Source organism: Paenibacillus agilis, assembly GCF_007786455.1.
Lineage (GTDB): Bacteria > Bacillota > Bacilli > Paenibacillales > Paenibacillaceae > Paenibacillus_B > Paenibacillus_B agilis.
On the sequence record NZ_VNJK01000001.1, the window covers coordinates 1,897,255 to 1,920,315 of the forward strand.

The following is a 23,061-nucleotide window of genomic DNA, read 5'->3' on the forward strand; positions in this document are numbered from 1 at the left end:
GCAATGGTAGTAGGAGACGCGTCTTTAAACATTGATACACTAGTAATCGGGGCAGGTCCTGGTGGATACGTAGCAGCAATTCGTGCTGCTCAACTAGGACAAAGCGTATTGATCGTCGACAAGTCTGAGCTTGGCGGCGTGTGCTTGAACCGTGGTTGTATTCCTTCCAAGGCTCTTATTAGCGCAGCTCATCAATACGAAGTAACACAACACGCTTCTGAAATTGGTATTACTGCAGAGAACGTTAAAGTTGATTTCTCTAAAGTTCAACAATTCAAAGGTGGCGTAGTTAAAAAGCTTACAGGCGGCGTTGGTGCGCTTCTTAAAAAGAACAAAGTGCAAGTATTCAAAGGTGAAGCAATGTTCATCAATGAAAACGAAGCACGCGTGTTCAACGATCAAGAAGCACCTCGTTACATGTTCAAAAACTGTATTATCGCTACAGGTTCTCGCCCAATCGAATTGAAAGCATTCCCGTTTGGCGGACGCATCTTGTCTTCCACAGAAGCGTTGGAATTGCCAGAGATTCCTAAGAGCATGATCGTTATCGGTGGTGGATACATCGGTGCAGAGCTTGGCCAAATGTACTCCAAGTTCGGTACAAAAGTAACAATCATCGAAGGCGCTGACATGGTTCTTCCTGGATTTGATAAAGACATGACTACAATTGTGTCCAAAAACATGAAGAAAACAGGCGTTGAAATCTTTGCTGGTGCACAAGCTGAAAGTGCTGCGCAAACAGACAAAGACGTAACAGTTAAGTTCAAAGTTGGCGGAGAGACGAAAGAAGTAACTGCAGAGTACTTGCTTGTTACAGTTGGTCGTCGTCCGAATACTGACGGTGAACTTGGTCTTGATATGATCGGCGTTAAAATGACAGATCGCGGTATTATCGAAGTTGATCACCAAGGTCGTACAAGCGTTCCTCATATCTTCGCTATCGGTGATATCGTTCCTGGTCTTGCATTGGCTCACAAAGCTTCTTACGAAGGTAAAGTGGCTGCTGAAGCAATCGCAGGTATGCCTAGCGTTGTTGATTATAAAGCTATGCCAGCTGTTTGCTTCACGGATCCAGAGTGCGCAAGCGTAGGCTTGTCCGAGTCCGAAGCAAAAGGCAAAGGCTTGAACGTTAAATCTGGTAAGTTCCCATATGCAGCTAACGGTCGTGCGTTGTCCCTTGGCGGAAGCGTTGATGGCTTCGTGAAAATCGTTGCTGATGCTGAGACAGGTATCGTTCTAGGTTCCCAAATCGTGGGACCTGAAGCGTCTAACTTGATCGCTGAATTGGGCTTGGCTGTTGAAATGGCAGCTACATTGGAAGACTTGGCATTGACTATTCACGCTCATCCAACATTGGGTGAAATCGTAATGGAAGCTGCTGAGGTTGTATTGGGTCATCCGATCCACAGCTAAGTTAACTTTATTCTCTAATTAATTCTGTTTTATTTGTTACGGTTCTATATGGTTTGTTTTTCCCTGTTGTCTTTTGGACGACAGGGACTTTTTTTATTGTTAGTGATAATGGATTGGCACGAGTATGAGTTTCAGCATCCATTGGATAACACAGATTTCATGATAGGATTCTTTATTAGGATTGAGAAAATTTTCGTATTGAATCTAAGGCGAAGCAGTGGTGATTTTTTTGCCCTGCAGTGGTACACTGTTAAGATAGTTAGGGAAAGAACGGAGGAATTTATCAGCATGAGAAATTATTTAGACCTACTACAAGAAGTATTAGACAACGGTGTGAAAAAAGAAGATCGTACAGGAACAGGTACGGTATCCGTATTTGGGCGCCAACTTCGTTTTGACCTACAAGCAGGTTTTCCACTTGTAACGACGAAACGACTTCATTTGAAATCCATCATTCATGAGCTGCTTTGGTTCCTTAGCGGTGATACGAACATAAAATATTTGCAGGAGAATGGGGTTCGCATTTGGAACGAGTGGGCTGATGAGAACGGTGATCTTGGACCTGTATACGGTTCTCAATGGCGTAAGTGGGAAGCAGCAGACGGACGCGTAATCGATCAGATTACAAATGTGATCGAACAGATTAAGAGGAATCCAGATTCTCGTCGTTTACTTGTATCCGCTTGGAATGTGGGTGAAGTAGATAATATGAAGTTGCCTCCATGCCATTACTCATTTCAGTTTTATGTAGCGGATGGAAAACTTAGCTGCATGCTCAACATGCGCTCTGTGGATACGTTTTTAGGGCTTCCATTTAATATAGCTTGTTATTCTTTGTTAACACATATGATTGCGCAGCAGTGTGACTTAGAAGTAGGTGAGTTTATTTGGTCTGGCGGCGATGTGCATATTTATTCCAATCATATGGAGCAAGTACAGACTCAATTGACTCGAGAACCGCTTGTATTGCCAAAGTTAGTGATTAAGCGTAAGCCAGAATCCATCTTTGACTATTGCTATGAGGATTTCGAATTTGAAGGATATGAGTATCATCCTGGAATTAAAGCTCCAGTCGCAATTTAATACTTGTGATGAATTTCTAGTAGTAGGGGGACTACACCGGAATGAGTATTAACATGATTTGGGCAATGGATCGTAACCAACTAATTGGCCGAAATAATGCTTTACCGTGGCATTTGCCAAATGATATGCAGTATTTTCGTCGTGTAACGAGCGGGAAAACGGTTGTCATGGGGCGAAAAACGTATGACTCTATAGGACGCCCACTTCCCAAGCGGCGCAATCTTGTATTGACACGCAATCTAGAATGGACGGCAGAAGGTGTTGAGACAATTACCGACTTGGAAACGGTGTTGAAACTTGCTGAGAAGGAAGACGTAATGATCATGGGCGGTGCAGAGATCTACCACCTCTTTATGCCGCACGCGGATCGATTATTAATTACCTTCATTGATGCTGAATTTGAAGGTACAGATTATTTCCCAAACTATGATCAGTCTGAGTGGGTGCTTGTTGAGGAAACAGAAGGAACAATGGACGAGAAAAATCCTGTTCCTCACCGTTTCACTGTGTACGAGCGCAACAAATAGAAGGGGCTTATTTCATATGCCCCTTTATTAGTGTAAAGCAGTGCAAACTATACGATATTTTATCTATATGGTTTTTTGCATTTTTACGCTAAACTTTTACATAATTATTTGTCGGACAATGTATTTCCTTCTTGCATGTGTTAGGGATTACGTATTATATTGATGTATAAAATTTCAATAAATAGATACGCAGACGAACGGATGGAGGAGCTAGCATGTCAACACCTACAGGATTTATGGAGTATACACGACAGATTCCTGCTGATCGTGATCCACTAGAGAGAATTAAAGACTGGGAAGAATTCCATAAGCATATGTCCGAAGAGGAGCTCCGTACACAAGGTGCTCGTTGTATGGATTGCGGTACACCTTACTGTCATACGGGAATAGAGCTCACGGGAGGAACTTCTGGTTGCCCGGTTAATAACTTGATTCCTGAATGGAACAATTTAATTTACCGTGGACTATGGAGAGAAGCACTTGACCGTTTGCATAAGACAAATAATTTCCCTGAGTTTACGGGAAGTGTGTGTCCTGCGCCATGTGAAGGATCCTGTACGGTAGGGCTGATTGGTAAGCCAGTAACGATTAAGACGATTGAACAATCGATTATCGACAAAGGTTTCAGCGAAGGTTGGGTTACTCCACAACCACCAGAGAAGCGTACAGGTAAAAAGGTAGCGGTAGTTGGCTCAGGGCCTGCTGGTCTAGCAGCTGCGGCACAGTTGAACAAAGCTGGTCATCTCGTAACGGTTTATGAGCGAGCAGATCGAATTGGTGGACTGCTCACGTATGGTATTCCAACAATGAAACTGAATAAGGGTGTCGTTCAGCGTCGAGTTGACTTGCTGGCTGCTGAGGGTGTGCAGTTCATTACAAATACGGAAATCGGCAAAGATATTTCTTCTGAACAGCTTGTAAATGATTATGATGCGGTTGTACTTTGCGGTGGAGCTACAAGACCACGTCAGTTTAAGATTGATGGAAGTGAGCTAAAAGGTATTCACTATGCAATGGATTACCTGAACACAACGATTAAGAGCTACTTGGATAGCAACTTAGAAGACGGCCAATACATTGATGCTAAGGATAAGCATGTAATCGTAATCGGTGGTGGCGATACGGGTACAGACTGTGTAGCAACGGCACTCCGTCACGGCTGCGCAAGTGTCACTCAGTTTGGTACACATGCCAAAGCACCACTTGAGCGCGATGAAGTAAATAATCCTTGGCCGCAATTCCCGAACGTATACACGCTCGATTATGCACAAGAAGAAGCGAAGGCACTATATGGACGTGACCCGCGTGAGTTCTCCATCATGACAACAAAATTCATTGGGGAAGAGAACGGTCATGTAACTGCGCTTGAGACGGTTCAAATTGAGCGTATTGTTGATGAAACAGGACGTAAAATTTATCAACCAATACCGGGAACGGAACGTGAATTCAAGGCGGATCTCGTATTAATTGCTATCGGATTCGATGGAGCAGAGCAGACAATCCCTGATCAACTAAGCTTGGAAACAGATCGCTGGTCGAATGTAAAAGCAAAATATGGCGTTTACAAGACAAATATAGACAAAGTATTTACTGCTGGTGATATGCGTCGTGGCCAAAGCTTGGTTGTATGGGCAATTAATGAAGGCCGTGAGGCTGCGCGTGAGGTAGATAAATATTTGATGGGTTCATCCATGCTGCCTTAATGGAGTTTGCACTTATTTCATTATGACAATAAGATTTTCTGGATAAATTGATAAATGTAAAATATAAAAAGCTGCGTACTAGTTTAACTAGTCGCAGCTTTTTTAAGTCAAGTTAGATGACATCGTTTATTTTTTCGTTACCCTTCCAATACTGGCAAGTAGATAACCTGGAAACCAGCTTTGTTCCACGTTATCCAATTGCTCGTACCATATTCTTAATTGCGTCTTAAGGACACCTGCATTTGGTACAAAATCAAGGAAGTCCAAACTGTTTATAAAACCAATGGAATGCTCATTTAGCAACGTAATATTACTGTCTTGAAATTCATCTTGTAGAGACAAAACAGGTTCTTCTACACCATACATCCATGTTCCAGATTGTTCTGCGTAATATTTCCCTACGCGATATGGAAGACATTGTGCATTTGGTGTGAATATAATGACCATACCATCAGGCTTCGTAATCCTTCGCATTTCCTTTAGTATTTGTACTTTTTCCTCGTAAGTGAAGTGCTCAAGTACTCCTGCATTCCAAACAACGTCATAGCGATTATTTTCAGTTGGTATACTCCTAATGTCGGTTAAAAGGAAGTCAGCTTTGCATAGATGCTGATCAAATGCAGCTCGACTGTTGTCTAATGCAATTTGGGAATAATCTGCTAAAGTCACATCTGCTCCAAGTTGGCAAAGTCGGAGAGATATTTTTCCTGTTCCTGATCCCGCCTCGAACATGGAGCGTCCAGATACGGTTCCCATTGAATTCGTTAGGGATTCTAAAATGCTTTGGCTTAATGGATCCCACTGATAGGACACTTCGTGTGACCATAATCGATCCCATATTTCTTTTTGCTCTTGTTTCATCGTCACAACTCCTATTTCTGTCTATAATGATCATCGTGTAGAGGGAGTATTATCTCTCGCTGTAAACCAAGTATCTAGCAGTTGCTGAAATATGGTCGAGTCAGGATATATACGTTGGAGATGTTGCAAACCATTTGCTCCGTATTGTTCGATCAAGCCTTGTTCATTCTGTGCAAAATGCAAATGTTTATTAGGTAAACTCATTCGCTGAGCTAAAGTTGCATGATACACCCATGAAGCAAGGCAGCATTTTGGACGCCAATTGCTCCGGAGACCCATGTAATACAAATACCCTAGTAGTAGACTATCGTCCTCATAGCCTTGTTTACCGCGAAGAAAACGAGTGTCATATCCTCCAATTACACGAAGAATGCTTGCACGATGGATAACAGGATGAACGAAGGCATTCATAACGCCTGTTTGTGAGCAGCTACTGAGCAGCGAACACACTTGATCATAGGAAGTAGGAACTTCTGTGTGAGTACCAAGTGGTTGGAGGGCTCCTTCTGCAGTCAGTATTCCTGGAGAAATTAGAGGTTCTTCGGATTCTTTTAAATAATCGATGAGAGGTTGATACCAATTAGGTGGAAAAATCATGTCAACGTGAATTTCTGATATGAAATCGGTGTGAGGGTAGTTCTCCCATATAAATTCAAAGCACTTTTGACGAGCTTGTGCAATACCAATATTATTTTCCGAGCCGAGCAGATGAAAAGGCAGCCCAATCGATTGACAAAGCTGGGCCAATTCATCATTGCTCATACTACCTTGGTTGTATATGACGACAACTGGCTGTTCACTGAAGCTTAAGCTTTGCAAACACTGCTTTAACATGCTGCGGTCAAGTTGATCATATGGTGAACTACGAATAAGTAGTGGAAGTGTATGAATGATTGTTGACATAGTAGTAAATCTCCATTTCTCTAAAATTGAGATTGGTCCCAAGGGATGAGTAGGGGGTTCTGATCTAAGATAGAGTCGTATTGTTCTTTCCAACCATATCGTGCACCAGGATCCAATTCCATGTAGCGGTTGTACTTCTCTATTCGATGTTCATGTTTTGCCCAGCCAAAATGTTTCAAACGAAGTGGGGAAAGCTGATGCTTAAGTTCCAGCACATTGATCGGGAATCTACCGCAATGCTGCGGTGTTTCTTTCCATACAGGTTGAAAATCTTCACGATAGCGAATTAAAAATGGACGGTAATAGAGATGTGCGTGCCAATATTGATCTTCACGGTAATGTGTCTCATTCCATAGATCGAATAAACGGAAGCAATAGCAATCGATAGAATTGGCTTTGAGCATATCGTTAATATGGTCGCCGAAATTTGATTCAAACTGCTCATCGGCATCCAAATTCAAAATCCAATCAGGCTTTGTCTGGATCGTTTCTGCCCATTGCTGCTGCCGCAGTTGAATTTCATTACTGAATTTGGATTGTTCGTTTCGAATGAGGCGAAGTGGGATGTTTGCTAACAGTTCCTTGCAAATTTCTGAAGAGTTATCGGTACTCCCATCGTCGATAATGACAGCTTCATCAATGTATTTTCGGTGTTCAACTAGTGTTTGCTGGAGATAACGAGATGCCTCATTTCGGATAACCATAGTCAATGTAAGTTTTGGACGTTCACGGATAGTAATGGATGAGGTGGGAAGATTGTTATTTTTCGTTGGGGAAATGTCTTCGTATTTTATATCGGCTGCATTTTCTAGAGGTTTGCTTGTAAGGAACTGTTCAAGATCGGATTCTCTATATAGGTGAAAGGCAGGATAATGTGTATCTACATATAGAGGAATTCCTAATGCTGCAGCACGGATGCAAAAATGACGATCTTCACCCCAATATGAAATATTCGGGATACGTGTGAAAGATACACCAGTCAGCAGCGCGTCGCGACGAATTAATGTACAGGCACCCAGTCCTCCTACTTCATATAAACCAGGTATTTTCATTTTATTGAAAAATTGTGCAATTCTCTGCAATTGCTCTTCTTCAGATACATCAAACTCATCTTGTTGTCGTTCCCATTGTGTATATTCGTCATAAAGCCATACTTGTGGTTGTTCTACTGTTTCGGGTATCCATTTTGTCCAAAATATTTCGGAAACGATGGGCTTATCGACAGCAACAAGTTGTTCTACTGTATTGGGATGAAGAACTAGATCAGAATCAACAAGGAACACGTAATCAAATTTTTGCTCAATTGCATGCTTTAAAATGCTGTTTTTGAATGCAGCTACTTTCCATACCAAGTCTGAATGCCAATAGTGGGTTGTATTATTGCATTCATAATGCGATTGTTCATTAGAAGGTGTGATAAGAGTATGTTTTGTTTTTAACTGGAACTGCTGAAGAATTTCTCGAGATTCATGTTCTATATTGTCGTCGACAAAAAAGTAATGAATTTCAATATGCGGATGATGTAATTGAAGCAATGAGTGGAGAAACTCTTTCAAAATACGAGGCTTTTGATGTATGGGGCTTCCGATCAAAATCCGTTTATGCTGTTCATTCATCATGTTCACCTAACTTCATATTTGGAATTATAAAAGTACCGACTATGACTGATGGGTGCGCTAGTAGGATTTATTTATAAACATATTGCCTATGCAGCATCTTATGAAGTTAATACTGTAAAAGCTACTGGCTAATGGATTAAGTATGTTTGTAGCTTGCATCTAAAGGGTTTCAGTTTTTACATTAGGCATTTGTGTATCTCTTGAATCTTATAATCCATATTGGGTACGTCTACATATGGTATTGATCAGGAGGTGATTCACATGGCTAATGAGAAAGGGAGTAAGACGAAAAGGAAATCTCCAAAAGTCTCAACAAAATTTGAGTATGCTAAAAGGAAGTTGTTAAGTAAACTTAGGAAAAGTGATAAAGGAAAAAGGAAAAAGAAACAAAAAGGATCGTTTCATGGCGTACTTACACCGCAACAATCTGCTGTTATTATTAAACAGCTTCAGAATTTGACTGGTTTAAGTCAGCAGTATATTTTAAATCCCGATAACCACTTGTTGGAGCAATTGAATCACCTACTGAATAGGCTGTTAAGTTTAGTTGAGGATTTAAGTGTGCCCGCTGTCTTTAAAGAAGATATACGAAAAGCGGTTAGGAATATACAGTTGTTAATGACTAAAGGCGACTGTTCAGGTAAGGCATTAATTGAACATTTATTGATACTTTTTAAAATATTAATTGCGTTAACGATATACCTGAAGGGATGCCATAAGGCGCTTTATCATGCGTTAAAATCAGCTATTCATGCTTTGAGACATTTACTGATAAAGATTGAACATAAATGTAAGCATCGCAGCATAACTGGTCCAACTGGCCCGACTGGTCCGACAGGAGCGACTGGAGCTACGGGAATAACCGGCCCGACGGGAACAGGTGCAGGAGCAACAGGTGCTACTGGAGTCACTGGGGTTACTGGTTCGACCGGAGCAACAGGGCTGGGGATCACGGGAGTAACAGGTGCGACTGGACCGACAGGGGTTACGGGAATAACTGGTCCAACGGGAGCAGGTGCAGGAGTAACAGGAGTAACCGGAGCAACTGGCCCGACTGGTCCGACAGGAGCGACTGGAGCTACGGGAATAACCGGTCCGACTGGAACAGGTGCAGGAGCAACAGGTGCTACTGGAGTCACTGGGGTTACTGGTTCGACCGGAGCAACAGGGCTGGGGATCACGGGAGTAACAGGTGCGACTGGACCGACAGGGGTTACGGGAATAACTGGTCCAACGGGAGCAGGTGCAGGAGTAACAGGAGTAACCGGAGCAACTGGTTCGACTGGAGCAACAGGGCTGGGGATCACGGGAGTAACGGGAGCAACCGGAGAAACAGGATCAACCGGGGCGACGGGAGCAACAGGGGCAACCGGAGCTACGGGAGAAACAGGAGCAACGGGAGTAACAGGAGTAACCGGAGCAACCGGAGAAACAGGAGGAACGGGAGCAACCGGAGGGACTGGAGGGACTGGAGCAACCGGAGTAACCGGGGCAACCGGAGTAACGGGAGCAACAGGAGCAACAGGAGCAACAGGAGTAACCGGAGCAACAGGAGCAACAGGGGCAACAGGAGAAACAGGAGCAACCGGAGCAACCGGAGCAACAGGAGGAACGGGAGCAACCGGAGGGACTGGAGCAACCGGAGTAACCGGAGTAACGGGTGCAACCGGAGCAACCGGAGCAACCGGAGCAACAGGAGTAACGGGAGTAACAGGAGTAACCGGAGGGACTGGAGTAACCGGAGCAACAGGGGTAACAGGAGTAACCGGAGAAACAGGATCAACCGGAGGGACTGGAGCAACCGGAGTAACGGGAGCAACCGGAGGGACTGGAGCAACAGGAGGAACGGGGGCAACAGGAGTAACCGGAGCAACAGGAGTAACCGGAGGAACAGGGGCAACAGGAGGAACGGGAGCAACCGGAGCAACCGGAGCAACGGGAGGAACGGGAGCAACCGGAGGGACTGGAGCAACCGGAGTAACGGGAGCAACCGGAGCAACCGGAGCAACCGGAGCAACCGGAGCAACCGGAGCAACCGGAGCAACCGGAGCAACCGGAGCAACAGGAGGAACGGGAGCAACCGGAGGGACTGGAGCAACCGGAGCAACCGGAGCAACAGGAGGAACGGGGGCAACCGGAGTAACGGGAGCAACCGGAGCAACAGGAGTAACCGGAGCAACAGGAGCAACCGGGGCAACAGGAGAAACAGGAGTAACCGGGGCAACCGGAGCAACAGGAGCAACAGGAGCAACCGGAGGGACTGGAGCAACAGGAGGAACGGGAGCAACAGGAGTAACCGGGGCAACCGGAGTAACGGGTGCAACAGGAGCAACAGGAGCAACCGGAGGAACGGGAGTAACAGGAGTAACCGGAGGGACTGGAGTAACCGGAGCAACAGGGGTAACAGGAGGAACGGGAGCAACAGGAGGGACTGGAGCAACAGGAGGAACGGGAGCAACCGGAGGGACTGGAGCAACAGGAGGAACGGGAGCAACCGGAGCAACCGGAGGGACTGGAGCAACAGGAGTAACGGGGGCAACAGGAGTAACCGGAGCAACAGGAGTAACCGGAGGAACAGGGGCAACAGGAGTAACCGGAGCAACCGGAGCAACCGGAGCAACAGGAGCAACAGGAGTAACCGGAGGGACTGGAGCAACCGGAGGAACGGGGGCAACAGGAGTAACCGGAGCAACAGGAGCAACAGGAGCAACCGGAGCAACAGGAGCAACCGGAGCAACCGGAGCAACAGGAGCAACAGGGGCAACAGGAGGAACGGGAGCAACCGGAGCAACAGGAGGAACGGGAGCAACCGGAGCAACCGGAGCAACCGGAGCAACCGGAGCAACAGGAGGAACGGGAGCAACCGGAGCAACAGGAGGAACGGGAGCAACCGGAGCAACAGGAGCAACCGGAGCAACAGGAGCAACAGGGGCAACAGGAGGAACGGGAGCAACCGGAGCAACAGGAGGAACGGGAGCAACCGGAGCAACAGGAGGGACTGGAGCAACAGGAGGAACGGGAGTAACCGGAGCAACCGGAGCAACAGGAGGGACTGGAGCAACAGGAGGAACGGGAGCAACCGGAGCAACAGGAGGAACGGGGGCAACCGGAGCAACAGGAGCGACCGGAAGAACAGGAGCAACAGGGGCAACTGGATCCACAGGAGCAACGGGAGTAACCGGGGCAACTGGAGAAAGGGGAGTAACCGGAGGAACAGGAGCTACCGGAGCAACCGGAGCAACAGGCATTGGCGTTACAAATAACTTTGCATTTGCTGCCAATACATCTGGCTCTTTGGTTGCCGTTATTTTAGGAGGTACGAATGTACCACTTCCAAACGCACAGGATATTGGCACAGGCATAACGATAGATGGAACGAACTCTGTATTTACAATAACTCCGGCTGGTAATTACTATATTGCATATACGATAAATTTATCGGTGTCCCTGCTCACTAGCGCGAGAATCGTCATTAATGGAACGCCTGTCCCCGCAACGATAAATGCTCCGACAGTAGCGGTTGGAGCATTTACGGCCAATGTTATTACGTCTGTCCCTGCAGGAGCAACCTTATCTTTGCAATTATTTGGTGTGCTAGCTACAGCTACTTTAGCAACAACAGCTCCAGGCGCATCCGTAACGATAATTAGAGTTAGCTGAATACTTTACTTTAGAAGTAGATAGGGTTCAAGTTGGATTGAGTACAATTTTGACATGTGATAAAATAATTTCTATATGATAAGTTAGGTCGAGTAGGCATCTCGACCTTTTTATTTTTTGAGAAGGAGTTGCATCGTTTGCAGCTAATTATTGCGGAAAAGCCAGATCAAGGGGCAAAGCTAGCGGCCCCATTTAAGCATAAGAAACAGCAAGGATATATTGAAATTGCACCTTGCTCGCAATTTCCGGAGGGTGCTTATGTTGGGTGGGCAGTAGGTCATATTTGTGAATTGGTTCCTCCAGAAGCATATGACCCTGCTTTTAAACGCTGGAATTTAAACACACTGCCGATTTTACCTTCAAAATTTCAACACAAAGTTACTCCATCTAAAGCTAAGCAATTTCAATTGCTAAAAGACTTGTTACGGCGTCCTAATGTAAAAGAAATTATTATCGCAAGTGATGCTGGGCGCGAAGGGGAGTACATTGTTCGAATCATTATTCAGTTGAGCGGGGTAAAGAAACCTATGAAACGTCTATGGATTTCTTCCCTTACACCAAAATCCGTTGTTCAAGGTTTCTCGAACTTATTGGAAGAAGATAAAACAAGAAATCTATATTACGAAGCGGTAAGTCGTTCATGTGCAGATTGGCTCGTAGGAATGAACGGTTCTAGGGTCTATTCTTTGTTGTTCCAGCGCCGTGGAGTACGGGAAGTGTTTTCGACGGGGCGTGTTCAAAGTCCGACTTTGGCTTTAATTGTGGCAAGAGAGAAGGAAATTCAAAATTTCAAATCTGAACCTTTTTGGGAGTTAAAAGCTCAATTCGACATGGATGGCTTGGATTATGAAGGCATATGGTTCAAAGGGGAGCAGACACGATTTGGTTCCGCTGAAGAAGCAGAACAGGCTCGCTTGCGCTGTGAAAATAAACCTGCAGGGATTACAAGTATTCATACTGAACGTAAGGAGTTTCAGCCGCCGCAATTATTTAATCTGTCTGCTCTGCAGGCAGCAGCTAACCAAATTTACAAATATTCGCCGCAGCAAACACTAAATATTTTGCAGCAGCTTTATCTTGAAGGCTACATATCATATCCTCGTTCGGATTCTGCTTATGTGACCGAAGAAGAAGCTAAGCAGTTTCCAGATATTTTACAAAAGTTGTCGCGGTTTGAATCGTTGTCATCTTATTTTCCGCTACCGAAAGAATCAATTTTGGGAAATAAACGGTTTGTCAATGCATCAAAAGTAAGTGATCACTATGCCATTGTTCCGACTGAACAAGTACCTAATCTTATGCGTTTGAAAGAAGAACAGCGGTGTCTATATGAATTGATAGCTAAGCGCTTAATTGCAGCTCATTATGAAAAAGCAATCATTAATTATACCAAGCTTACGACAACTGTCGATCAAGAAGAGACGTTTGTTACAAAAGGAAAGCAAATTATGCAGGAAGGCTGGCGTAAAGTACTGTACCGGCAGGAAGACGATGATGTAGAAGCAATGATTCCACCACAACTTGTGGAAGGAGCTATCGGTCATGTGGCAAGCCTTCTGGTTAAAGAGGGGAAGACGCAGCCTCCTAAGCGCTATACAGAAGGTCAATTAATCACGTTAATGAAAACAGCAGGTAAGCATCTGGACAATTCTGAGCTGGAAAAAGTATTAGAACGGACAGAGGGACTGGGTACAGAAGCTACAAGGGCAGGTATTATATCTGTGTTGAAGGATAGAAAGTATATTGAAGTGAAGAAGAACATGGTCTACGCTAAGCCAAAAGGAATCATGCTAATTGATGCACTGGGCGAAAGTGTACTGGCTTCAGCTGAGATGACAGCGAAGTGGGAGCAGCGGCTGCATGAAATCGGCAAAGGACAAGCCTCACCACAGTCTTTCATGGAGCAGGCCAAAAAGCTAACTCATAAATTAATTCAAGATGCGATTGAAAATGAGAAGAGCTGGTCTTTCACCATACAACCACTTGAACAGGAAGAGCCGGAAGGAAAGGCTTCTCAAACCCAATCAAAGGAAAATACCCAATCGGATGAATTAGGACCCTGTCCAATATGTACGAAGCCTGTGGTAGATAAAAAAGTTATCTACGGGTGTACAGGCTACCCGAGTTGTCGATTTACTATATCTAAAAAGATTTTAGGTAAGTCCATTTCGACTGCAACGGTGAAACGATTGCTAACTAAGGGCGAGACTGCGATGCTAAAAGGGTTTAAAAAAGGCGATAAAGTGTTTGAAGCCGCATTAGTTTGGAATGCGACAGATTCAAAAATTGCCTTTCAATTCAAAACGGCAGCGAAGCCAGCGTCAACTAAGTGACTTCAATGAATTACACCCTATAAATAAGCGGAAAACACTCTGAATGTACTTGGGTTCGGAGTGTTTTCGTACGAAAAATACCCTGAATCAGTAAAAGGATAAAGTTCCATTACCGTTTCGGGGTATTTTTGATAGCACTTGCACTTTTATTGTTATTCACATTTCGCGAAAAATTTAATGCTATTAAATAACATCATCATTGCGCTTTGTATTCCACTGCTGGATCACATCTGGAACAGCAGTAAGTCGATCAATCGTGTAAAATGCACCTTTTGGCTCGACGTCTACATCAACAAGATTGTAAGCCCACTCATTGTTTTGCTTCAAATAGACAGCATTGATGCCGTTAGTAAGAGCGGGAATCACATCCGTACGCAAGGAGTTGCCAATCATCCAGGTTTGCAGCGGATTCGTCTTCAATTGATCGAGAATAGAGGAGAGTGCATCCGTTGTTTTATGCTGGCGTATAAAAATACGATCATCGAAATAGACGGACAGCTTCATCTGATCGATTTTACGCTGCTGAATCAACGTCTCGCCACCTGTATACAGGTACATATTGTAACCTTCATCTCGCAAGCGATTTAATGTATCCAGCATACCTGGGTACGGTTCTACTTCCATTTCGTACACGCTAAGCCCAAGCTTCCACAATATTTCATAATCAGCTTGTGAATAAACACGTCCTGTTTGCTCACACAAAAAAGTATAGCACTTTACTAAAGACTGCGGGAAATGTGTGCTAACAAATCCGTTTACACTGACACCTTCTAAGTCAAAACGCGATTGGATCGCTAAAATATCTTGTTGTTCCACACGATAATCATCAAACCAACGACTCATTAATTTCAAATATTCATGAATAACGATATCAAAATATTTATTACAGTGGATAAGCGTATCATCCAGATCGAACAACAACGTTTGCTTGTCTGGCTGTATAGATTGGCTCATCGCGATTCACCTCCATGGAGCTTGACGGTCATCTGGAAATTAATCGCTCAATGTTGACTTACTATTACATTCGAACATTATTTCTAATACGACGATCGATCAAGACTGTACATAATTTTCTAAAAATGCTGATAAATCAGCAATGCCTTCCTGACGCAAAGAAATTCTTTCAACCTTACCATTCCAGTAGGTTCGAATATATCCAGCAGCACGCAAAATGACAAGATGTTGCTGCACCGTACTCTCTTCAAGTTGTATATAAGATACAAGCTCTGAAAATGTCACAGACTCATGTGATAGATAACGCAGCATTTTCAATCGAATATCACTTGATAATGCATGTATCATACGCTTCAGTGACTTGGGTGGAACATCATCCTCTTCTTCGGATTCCGTGGCATACAACACCAGCGTCGTATTCGTAAACGTACATGTATTGATAATAGGGCGGTAGTGCCACATTGGAGCTAATACAACTTCACGAACGTTATCGCTATTTTCGAAGACGACTCCATTAGTCGCCAGCTCAATTAGATCTACAGGAGACATCTTATTAAACAAGCGTGTTTTTTCAGTCGCATCTTGAATGAGAATCGGTTCCCACTCAGGAACGGACCAGCGGAAATAGTGCTCGTACCATTCTTGCAGAAGTGGGATATAGTCTTGTTTTAATTTAACCACATGTTCCTTATCAAATGGCAGTCCAGTGTGAACAAATAGGCTCAACCATTCTTCCTCACTCACCGTTTGCAATTGTTCTAAAAACAAAGATACATGGTGTGCATGGTCTAACTCAAGTGAAGCGGCAAATAACATGTCGAACTCATGGATGGAATAATTCTGTAGTTCAGAGATTTTAAAAAGGAATGAATCAGGAACCTGCTGCTCAACATCTCGAACCCATTCTAAGCCATCATCTACATTATGTATCCATTTGCGTTGCACGAAGAGCATGAAACTTCCGATAAACTCGTAAACGGCTGAACATTCGACTCGAATGTGAAGGGCCATTACACGGTCCTCCTTAATGGTGAGTGTCCAACGAAGATACGGTTGAACATTCTCTTATAGAATTGCATTGGGCATTATTCCTTATTCATTATGAATTGTGTTTACAGCAGTTGTCCACTATAATATTGAAATGTTGACACCAGCAACGTGAATTCGTAAAACGAGTTCATGTTTTTTTGTGTGCAAAACATATATAAATAACTACATATTGTGGAGGGAGAATATGCTTACAGCACGACGTACAACAACGTCTCCTGCATGGCAATTTGCCATTTTAATTGCGGTTGTTATGATAACGGGTCTTAGCCAGGGCTTGTTATTACCGTTGCTTACCATTTTCTTGGAGCGCATGGGTGTGCCGTCTGATATAAACGGACTTAATGCTACAGCGCTCTATGTTGGCGTATTTGGTATGATGTTCTTCGTTGAGCGAATTCTGATTAAAGTGGGCTTCAAGCGTATGCTGCTAGGTGGAATGATAGCGGTAACGATAGCAATGCTGCTATTTCCACTTATTCCAAGCATGGGCTTTTGGATCGTACTTCGTTTAATTGTAGGAATGGGTGACAGTGCTTTGCACTATGCCACTCAATTATGGGCAGTGTCAATTAGCCCAGCAGATCGTCGTGGACGAAACATTTCTTTATACGGTATGGCGTATGGGGTCGGGTTCAGTTTAGGACCATTAGGAATCAATCTGTTGAAAATAAACGATGCTGCACCTTTTATTGTAACAGCGGTGTTGTTTGTCATTGTAATGGCTATTGCTTGGTGGATGCTGCCTGATCGCAAAGCAGATGCATCTACAGGTATGGAACAGCCGCCGCAGCGCTATCGCCGTTCTTATCAATGGGCTTGGTTTGCTCTAATGCCTGCGATGTTGTTTGGCTATATGGAAGCTTCTATGAACAGCGGTTTCCCTGTTTATGCAATGCGTCTAGGGATGGGTGAGGCATCGATATCTTACTTGCTTCCATTCTTCGGTTTAGGTGGCCTTATTTTGCAATTGCCGCTTGGCATCCTCAGTGATCGTTGGAACCGTAAAGCTGTTCTAATGATTTGTGGAATTATAGGCGGTCTTGTATTCATATTTATTCCAATGGCAGGCGACAATACATGGATGCTGCTCATCCTGTTTATGCTTGCTGGTGGATTCGTAGGATCCTTCTTTTCCTTGGGTCTCGCATACGCTGCAGATATACTTCCAAAAGCATATTTGCCTTCAGCCAATATGCTCGCATCCTTACATTTTAGTATTGGTAGCTTACTTGGTCCGTACCTAGCGGGAATGGGCATCAAGTATATTTCGATAGGAAGTATTTTCTATATACTTGCTTGCTTCTTTATTGTTTTCTCTGTAATGGGCTTTAAGTTCCGAGGAACGATACGTACAGCGACAGATTCGTAATTTTCATGCATATGTAATATCATATAAATGTGTAAATGCGGTGCAGTAACACTTTTTAAGGTTGTCTTTATTCAATGCAGGTGAAAGATTTGCTTGCGCGAATGGGACAACCTTTTTTAGACTATACATATAGTTCGGTTAGTGGAGAGGAGAGCATATCACATGCTAAAAATAGAAAATTTAAGCAAAGTATACCCGCCTTCTGAAACAGCTCTGCAACAAATCGATATAGAAATAGAAAAGGGAGAATTTGTTGGTGTTGTAGGATCGAGTGGTAGCGGTAAATCAACGCTATTAAAATGTCTTGCGATGCAGCAAACGTGGACGAGTGGTACATACCGAATGGGTGACCATAACATTACCGCACAAGGATGGTCGGGAAAACGAAAAGTACGACGTGAATGTGCGTACTTAGAACAAACGCCTGTGTTGAATGTACATCGAAAAGCACTGAAAAATGTATTGATTGGCCGAACTCAGCAAACACCTTTATGGCGTATGGTGACAGGAATGGTGCGCAATGACGACTATATGGGTGCTATGGATACACTGGAACGTCTAGGGCTGTTGGAAAAAGCTCATATGCTGACATCCGAATTAAGTGGTGGAGAGCGCCAACGTGTTGCAATCGCCCGCGCATTAGTCCACGGTGCTCAGGTGCTGCTAGTCGATGAGCCAGTACTTGGACTAGATCCGAAATCTGCAGAAACGGTGATGAATACACTTCGAGAATTGGCGTTGAAAGAACAAGTGACGGTGATCGCTGTCCTGCACCAGGTAGAACTTGCCGAAAAATATGCGACTCGCGTTATAGGGCTTGCAAATGGTCGGATAGAAGCAGATGTGAAGGGACGCAGATTACTTCAAACGGAAAAGCAGCGCCTATCCATATAATGTACTTGATTCAGATCCTTCATTTCATCAATAGTTTTGTTCATGAAGAGCGATGTTTTTGAATAGGCTAATGTCACGTCTGTACTCCCCTTGTCATAGGATGAGTGAAATGATCACAATCATTCATCAATGTGTTAAGGGGAATAGCGATGACCTTATATCCTTTACCAGTTGAAATACGTTCGTATCATATTCATAAACCTCGTTTGAAAGTCATTTTTCCACAAGTTGACGACAAAAAATATGGGCATGCTGCAGCAGCACAAATAAATCAAGTAATCTACCGCAATGTTCTAGACTTGATTCGTTTGACTGGGTATGAGGAAAATGAAACGACCGAGGTTCAAGGTTCATATGAAATAAAACTAAATGAGCGTGAACTGCTCAGTCTTACACTCACGGTTTATGGTTATACCAAAGGTGCAGCACATGGAATGACTTATCAACGTGGATTGACCTTTGATGTGAACAGCGGCCATCTTTATACGTTGGCGGAATTATTTCGTCCAGATGCGCCCTATGTGGCATTTCTAAGTAAAGATGTCGCTAGGCAGATTCAGGAGCGAGAGATACCGACCTTAGAACCTTTTACAGCAATTTCGCCAGATCAGCCATTCTATTTAACAGATAAATCGATTGTACTTTTTTATGATTTATATCAATTAGCCGCATATGTATATGGATTTGTGTATTTTCCGATATCGATTTATTCTTTGCAGCCGATAACGGATGAACAGAGCCCTCTTAATAGATTGTATTACTAGTTCAAAAAGAGGATGCAGAGGATCATAGAGGTGCTGGTTGCTTCATCCACAAAATGTAAGATTACGGCATCTTTAGACAAATTGTAATGGGTTTGTCACCTAAGGGTGACTCTTTTTTTTTATAATGAGAAGATGGAGAATGATAGATTTAGGCCACTGTATGGCAATTGTCTGTATTGATTCCCTATTTGCATGAAAAAGGGTATGATTTAATTATCGGTATAGAAGCAATGGAGCCGTATCCATTCAAGCAATATAGTTCCTTCTCCAGACGAAAAGCTGGATAAGCATGATAAGGCATGAATATTGGAATAATGAGCACAACTTATGTATGGTAGGAAAGAATTGAGGGATGAAAGTGAATAAGAGGCGTACACGCCGTCGCAGCACGACTATGCTCGTTGCGTTCACGCTATTGTTATCTGGATGTCAAGTAGTTGCTGATCCTATATCTCTGCTAAGGGAACCTAAGCTCCCTGAAGTGCAAGAGGATTTGAATTCCGTTGTTGATCAGGAAATCAAGAAGGAGAATGGTGTTCTCATACGTCCGATGAATTCAAAAGATAATAGTGCCATACGATCGGGAGATATTGATGGAGACGGAATCCATGAGGCAATTGCGTTCTATAAACCAGAAGGAGCGGAAGGCATACATGGCATGATTCTCAAATATGACGGCTCTGTATGGAAAAAGCTAACTAATTTCCCTGGTGCGGGACCTAATTTGGATCGGGTAGAGTTAGTCGACTTTAATGAAGACAATCGCACTGACATTGTAGTCGGATACGGTCCGGGCGATGTTGAATTAACGAAAGGGCTAGTTGTATATACTTATGACGATTCAAAGCTTAAGACGTTGTTCGAGCAGCCATACTCCCAATTTGTTATCGATGATCTGAACAGAGACAAGAAAGATGAACTCTTTATCGTTAACAAAAGAAAAGACTCACCATATGAGTTAAGTATGTTTGGCTATAAAGATAACACGTTCGTTAAGCGAGGAGAACTGCAGCTAGACAGCCAAGCGAATAACTTCAATTATGTTACGTCAGGCTTTATTTCGAAGTATAAACGAGGTATTGTTCTGGATGCATCAACGGAGTCGAATACAGGTCTAACCCAGGTTGTCACACTGACCGAGAACGGTGAGTTGAAAAATATTTTAAGTGAAGACCTAACCTACAAATCTAATGTGATTCGCAGTGTAGATATTAATGCTGATAATATCATTGAGATTGCTTCACTTGAAGAACCTAGTGGTTGGGAATTATACGAGAAATACGAAATTCCTTATTTCACAAATTACTCTCAATGGGATGGTACTGATGGATTCCAACTTGTTGAGAAGCAATATCGTGATCACCAGGAACGGTTCCAATTCACCCTTCCGAGATCCTGGTATGGGCGAGTAACCATCGACACAAAGTCGCAAGTGGACGATCATATTATTTTTATCGACCAGTTTACGAATGAAACGTTGGCAGAAATTAGATTCTTTAGCGTCAGATCTTGGGAACGTTATAAGGATAAGTGGTTGTATCTTGCTGCATATGGCGATCAAGTTATCGGCATTAACAGTAAAGAGGTATTGGACTTGAAGCCAAAGCTTCCATTAGAAGAGAACAAAGACGCAAAAGCGAATAAATAGGATGTAGTGTTAAGAAATGGGAAGAGGAGCTGGATCGGTTGACAAAAATACTTATTCTTGAAGACGAAGAATCTATCCGCAGTTTCATCGTTATTAATCTAAAACGAAATGGCTTCGAAGTGGTTGAAGCTTCGAATGGACCTGAAGCACTGGAAAAACTAATGGCAGATCCGAGAATTGACGTTGCACTGTTAGACGTAATGGTGCCTGGTATGGATGGTTTCGAAGTATGTCGTCGTGTACGTGAACATAATGAGCGAATCGGCATTATTTTCTTAACAGCTAAAGTACAAGAGCAAGATAAAGTATATGCGTTATCTGTTGGCGCGGATGATCATGTGAGCAAGCCGTTTAGCCCAACTGAACTCGTAGCTCGTATTCAGTCTTTGCTGCGCCGTGTTCATTCTTATCAGCAGTCGTTGCAAAAAGTGGTCTATCAATCAGGGCCTTTCACATTGGATCTCATCGCGAAGCGCTTCACGAAGGATCAAGTGGCTATTGACTTGACACCTACAGAATTCTCCTTAATCCAGTATTTTATGGAGAAAGAAGATGTGACGCTTAGCCGAGACATTTTGTTGGATCATGTGTGGGGCAAAGATTATATGGGCGATCCAAAAATCGTTGACGTTAACATTCGTCGTTTGCGTCAAAAGATTGAGGATGAGCCATCTTCACCAAAATATATAGAAACCGTCTGGGGACATGGATATAAATGGAAGGCAATCGTTTTATCATAAAGCCAGGTATACGACGTTCGGTCGTACTGCACTATTTTATCGTTGTATTTTTAACGATGTTAATATTGCAAATTATTTTTTCCGTGTTTGTACGGAGTTATTATTACGATACGATCTCTAATTATTTAGAGAGTCATGCGACGAATAGCATGAAGTACTATAAGAACTATACGAGTATTTTAGCAGATGACAATAGTGAACGTTGGCTGCCGGAATTGCACAGCTATTTCAATGTTGAAAATGCAGAAGTGCAAATTCTGGACAAGGAAGGGAAAGTACTCATTACTTCGTCAAACTTTCCTGTTATAGAGAAAGTGCAAACATCAGACTTTCTAGCAGCAGCTAACAATGCTAATGCTAAGATTGAACGCTGGATTGGCAAAGTACCTGAAACGGGAGAGACGGTTATGTCAGTCTCTGCACCATTGATAGCGAATGGAAACGTTTCTTATGTCCTGCGAATGACAACTTCATTAGAAGCGGCCAATAGTAAAATTATGAGCATCATCATGCTGTCGATTCTCATTTCTATAGCAGTGCTTCTTATTATTTTCCTTATTAGTGTTGGTCTCGCAGATTCCATTGTGAAGCCGATTAATGAGATCACTATTGTCTCTGCTCAGATGGCAAAAGGAAAATTCCAAGTCAGGGCCAAGGAAGGGTATAAGTATGAGTTGGGTGATCTTGCCCGGACACTCAATTATATGGCGAAAGAGATCGTTAAAAGCAATCAGCTTAAAAATGATTTCATATCTTCCATCTCTCATGAACTCAGAACGCCGCTTACAGGTATAAAGGGTTGGAGTGAGACCCTGCTGCTAGGTAATATGCATCAAGTCGATGAAGAGACGAAATTAGGGCTCAACATTATTTCCAAAGAAACGGATCGTTTAATAGGTCTCGTAGAGGAATTGCTTGATTTCTCGAAGCTGCAGCAGAACCGTCTGCAACTGAACTGGCAGCCGTTGTCTCTTTATAAGCTTCTGCAAGAAACGCTATTTCAGGTTCGGATGAAAGCAGAGCAGAAGCAAATAAGTTTAACCTTAAACGATGATGTGACAAATAGTGATTCTGATGAGCAGCTAAATGGAGATGCTAACCGTCTTAAGCAGGTGTTCCTGAATCTGGTAGATAATGCGATTAAGTTTTCGCCGGAGAATTCTAGGATTGAAGTTCGATTAAGACGAACACATACGCATTATGAAGTGAGGATAATTGACTCTGGTATCGGAATAAGTAAGGAACATCTTACTAAAGTTATGGATAAATTTTACCAAGTTAATCCAGAGCATGGTGGGACAGGGCTAGGTCTTGCGATTACAGATGAGATTGTAAAAGTGCACGGTGGGGAAATGAGCATCATCAGTGAACAGGGTAGAGGTACGACAGTTATCGTAGATTTACCGCTGGATTACGTGCCACCTGCACGAGTTGCGGATGAAGAAGATTAGATGAAAATATGAGCTCCTCGACTAATAAATTAGCTGAATGTAAGCCGCTGGCGATTGCCAGCGGCTTTGTTCGATCCTAAATAATAATA

17 protein-coding genes are annotated in these 23,061 nt (G+C 43.3%); 12 read left to right on the forward strand and 5 right to left on the reverse strand.

All coding sequences use genetic code 11. From position 1 onward, the window contains the following. Positions 1 to 3: 3 nt before the first annotated feature. From lpdA to FPZ44_RS08640, 4 genes are all read left to right on the forward strand, one after another. Positions 4 to 1,413: a dihydrolipoyl dehydrogenase gene (gene lpdA / locus FPZ44_RS08625; RefSeq protein WP_144989286.1), complete on the forward strand. Its 1,410-nt coding sequence runs from the start codon at positions 4 to 6 to the stop codon at positions 1,411 to 1,413. A 288-nt stretch (positions 1,414 to 1,701) separates the two neighbouring features. Next, positions 1,702 to 2,496, forward strand: coding sequence for a thymidylate synthase (thyA, locus tag FPZ44_RS08630; protein ID WP_144989289.1), 795 nt, complete (start codon positions 1,702 to 1,704; stop codon positions 2,494 to 2,496). Between the two features lie 41 nt (positions 2,497 to 2,537). Continuing rightward, entirely contained in the window at positions 2,538 to 3,023 is a 486-nt protein-coding gene (locus FPZ44_RS08635) for a dihydrofolate reductase (RefSeq protein ID WP_144989291.1), read from the forward strand. A gap of 215 nt (positions 3,024 to 3,238) precedes the next feature. Then, the gene (locus tag FPZ44_RS08640; protein WP_144989293.1) at positions 3,239 to 4,726 is read left to right on the forward strand and encodes a glutamate synthase subunit beta; all 1,488 of its coding nucleotides are present in this window, start codon (positions 3,239 to 3,241) and stop codon (positions 4,724 to 4,726) included. 126 nt (positions 4,727 to 4,852) lie between these two features. Here FPZ44_RS08640 and FPZ44_RS08645 read toward each other — a convergent pair whose 3' ends face one another. From FPZ44_RS08645 to FPZ44_RS08655, 3 genes are read right to left on the reverse strand one after another with little or no spacing between them, the layout of a single operon-like run. Then, positions 4,853 to 5,587 carry a class I SAM-dependent methyltransferase gene (locus FPZ44_RS08645; protein ID WP_144989295.1) on the reverse strand — a complete coding sequence of 245 codons (735 nt, stop codon included), beginning with the start codon at positions 5,585 to 5,587 and terminating at the stop codon, positions 4,853 to 4,855. Positions 5,588 to 5,617: 30 nt separating this feature from the next. Continuing rightward, entirely contained in the window at positions 5,618 to 6,490 is an 873-nt protein-coding gene (locus FPZ44_RS08650; protein ID WP_144989298.1) for a glycosyltransferase family protein, read from the reverse strand. Between the two features lie 20 nt (positions 6,491 to 6,510). Next, the gene (locus tag FPZ44_RS08655) at positions 6,511 to 8,109 is read right to left on the reverse strand and encodes a glycosyltransferase family 2 protein (RefSeq protein WP_144989299.1); all 1,599 of its coding nucleotides are present in this window, start codon (positions 8,107 to 8,109) and stop codon (positions 6,511 to 6,513) included. 261 nt (positions 8,110 to 8,370) lie between these two features. On the opposite strand from FPZ44_RS08655, the gene FPZ44_RS08660 reads away from it, so the two are divergent. Together FPZ44_RS08660 and FPZ44_RS08665 are read left to right on the forward strand one after the other, a co-directional pair. Next, positions 8,371 to 11,769 carry a BclA C-terminal domain-containing protein gene (locus FPZ44_RS08660; RefSeq protein WP_335926107.1) on the forward strand — a complete coding sequence of 1,133 codons (3,399 nt, stop codon included), beginning with the start codon at positions 8,371 to 8,373 and terminating at the stop codon, positions 11,767 to 11,769. A gap of 137 nt (positions 11,770 to 11,906) precedes the next feature. Next, a complete protein-coding gene (locus FPZ44_RS08665; RefSeq protein ID WP_144989301.1) occupies positions 11,907 to 14,102 on the forward strand; it encodes a DNA topoisomerase III in 2,196 nt (731 codons plus the stop codon). Positions 14,103 to 14,285: 183 nt separating this feature from the next. On the opposite strand, the gene FPZ44_RS08670 is transcribed toward FPZ44_RS08665, so the two are convergent. After that, positions 14,286 to 15,056, reverse strand: a complete 771-nt coding sequence (locus tag FPZ44_RS08670) for an HAD family hydrolase (protein WP_144989303.1) — start codon at positions 15,054 to 15,056, stop codon at positions 14,286 to 14,288. A gap of 99 nt (positions 15,057 to 15,155) precedes the next feature. Further along, the gene (locus FPZ44_RS08675) at positions 15,156 to 16,067 is read right to left on the reverse strand and encodes an ArsR/SmtB family transcription factor (RefSeq protein ID WP_144989305.1); all 912 of its coding nucleotides are present in this window, start codon (positions 16,065 to 16,067) and stop codon (positions 15,156 to 15,158) included. 223 nt (positions 16,068 to 16,290) lie between these two features. On the opposite strand from FPZ44_RS08675, the gene FPZ44_RS08680 reads away from it, so the two are divergent. From FPZ44_RS08680 to FPZ44_RS08705, 6 genes are all read left to right on the forward strand, one after another. Continuing rightward, complete coding sequence (locus FPZ44_RS08680) at positions 16,291 to 17,475, forward strand: MFS transporter (RefSeq protein WP_144989307.1); 1,185 nt, start codon at positions 16,291 to 16,293, stop codon at positions 17,473 to 17,475. A 162-nt stretch (positions 17,476 to 17,637) separates the two neighbouring features. Beyond that, positions 17,638 to 18,369 (forward strand): phosphonate ABC transporter ATP-binding protein, encoded by a 732-nt coding sequence (locus FPZ44_RS08685; protein WP_144989308.1) that lies wholly within the window; start codon positions 17,638 to 17,640, stop codon positions 18,367 to 18,369. A 149-nt stretch (positions 18,370 to 18,518) separates the two neighbouring features. Continuing rightward, a complete protein-coding gene (locus FPZ44_RS08690) occupies positions 18,519 to 19,133 on the forward strand; it encodes a DUF3298 and DUF4163 domain-containing protein (protein ID WP_144989310.1) in 615 nt (204 codons plus the stop codon). A gap of 352 nt (positions 19,134 to 19,485) precedes the next feature. Further along, entirely contained in the window at positions 19,486 to 20,781 is a 1,296-nt protein-coding gene (locus FPZ44_RS08695) for a hypothetical protein (RefSeq protein WP_261378255.1), read from the forward strand. 38 nt (positions 20,782 to 20,819) lie between these two features. Continuing rightward, positions 20,820 to 21,521, forward strand: coding sequence for a response regulator transcription factor (locus FPZ44_RS08700; protein ID WP_028593692.1), 702 nt, complete (start codon positions 20,820 to 20,822; stop codon positions 21,519 to 21,521). Beyond that, positions 21,497 to 22,972 (forward strand): sensor histidine kinase, encoded by a 1,476-nt coding sequence (locus FPZ44_RS08705; protein ID WP_144989312.1) that lies wholly within the window; start codon positions 21,497 to 21,499, stop codon positions 22,970 to 22,972. Before FPZ44_RS08700 ends, FPZ44_RS08705 begins: the two co-directional genes overlap by 25 nt. Positions 22,973 to 23,061: the final 89 nt, after the last annotated feature.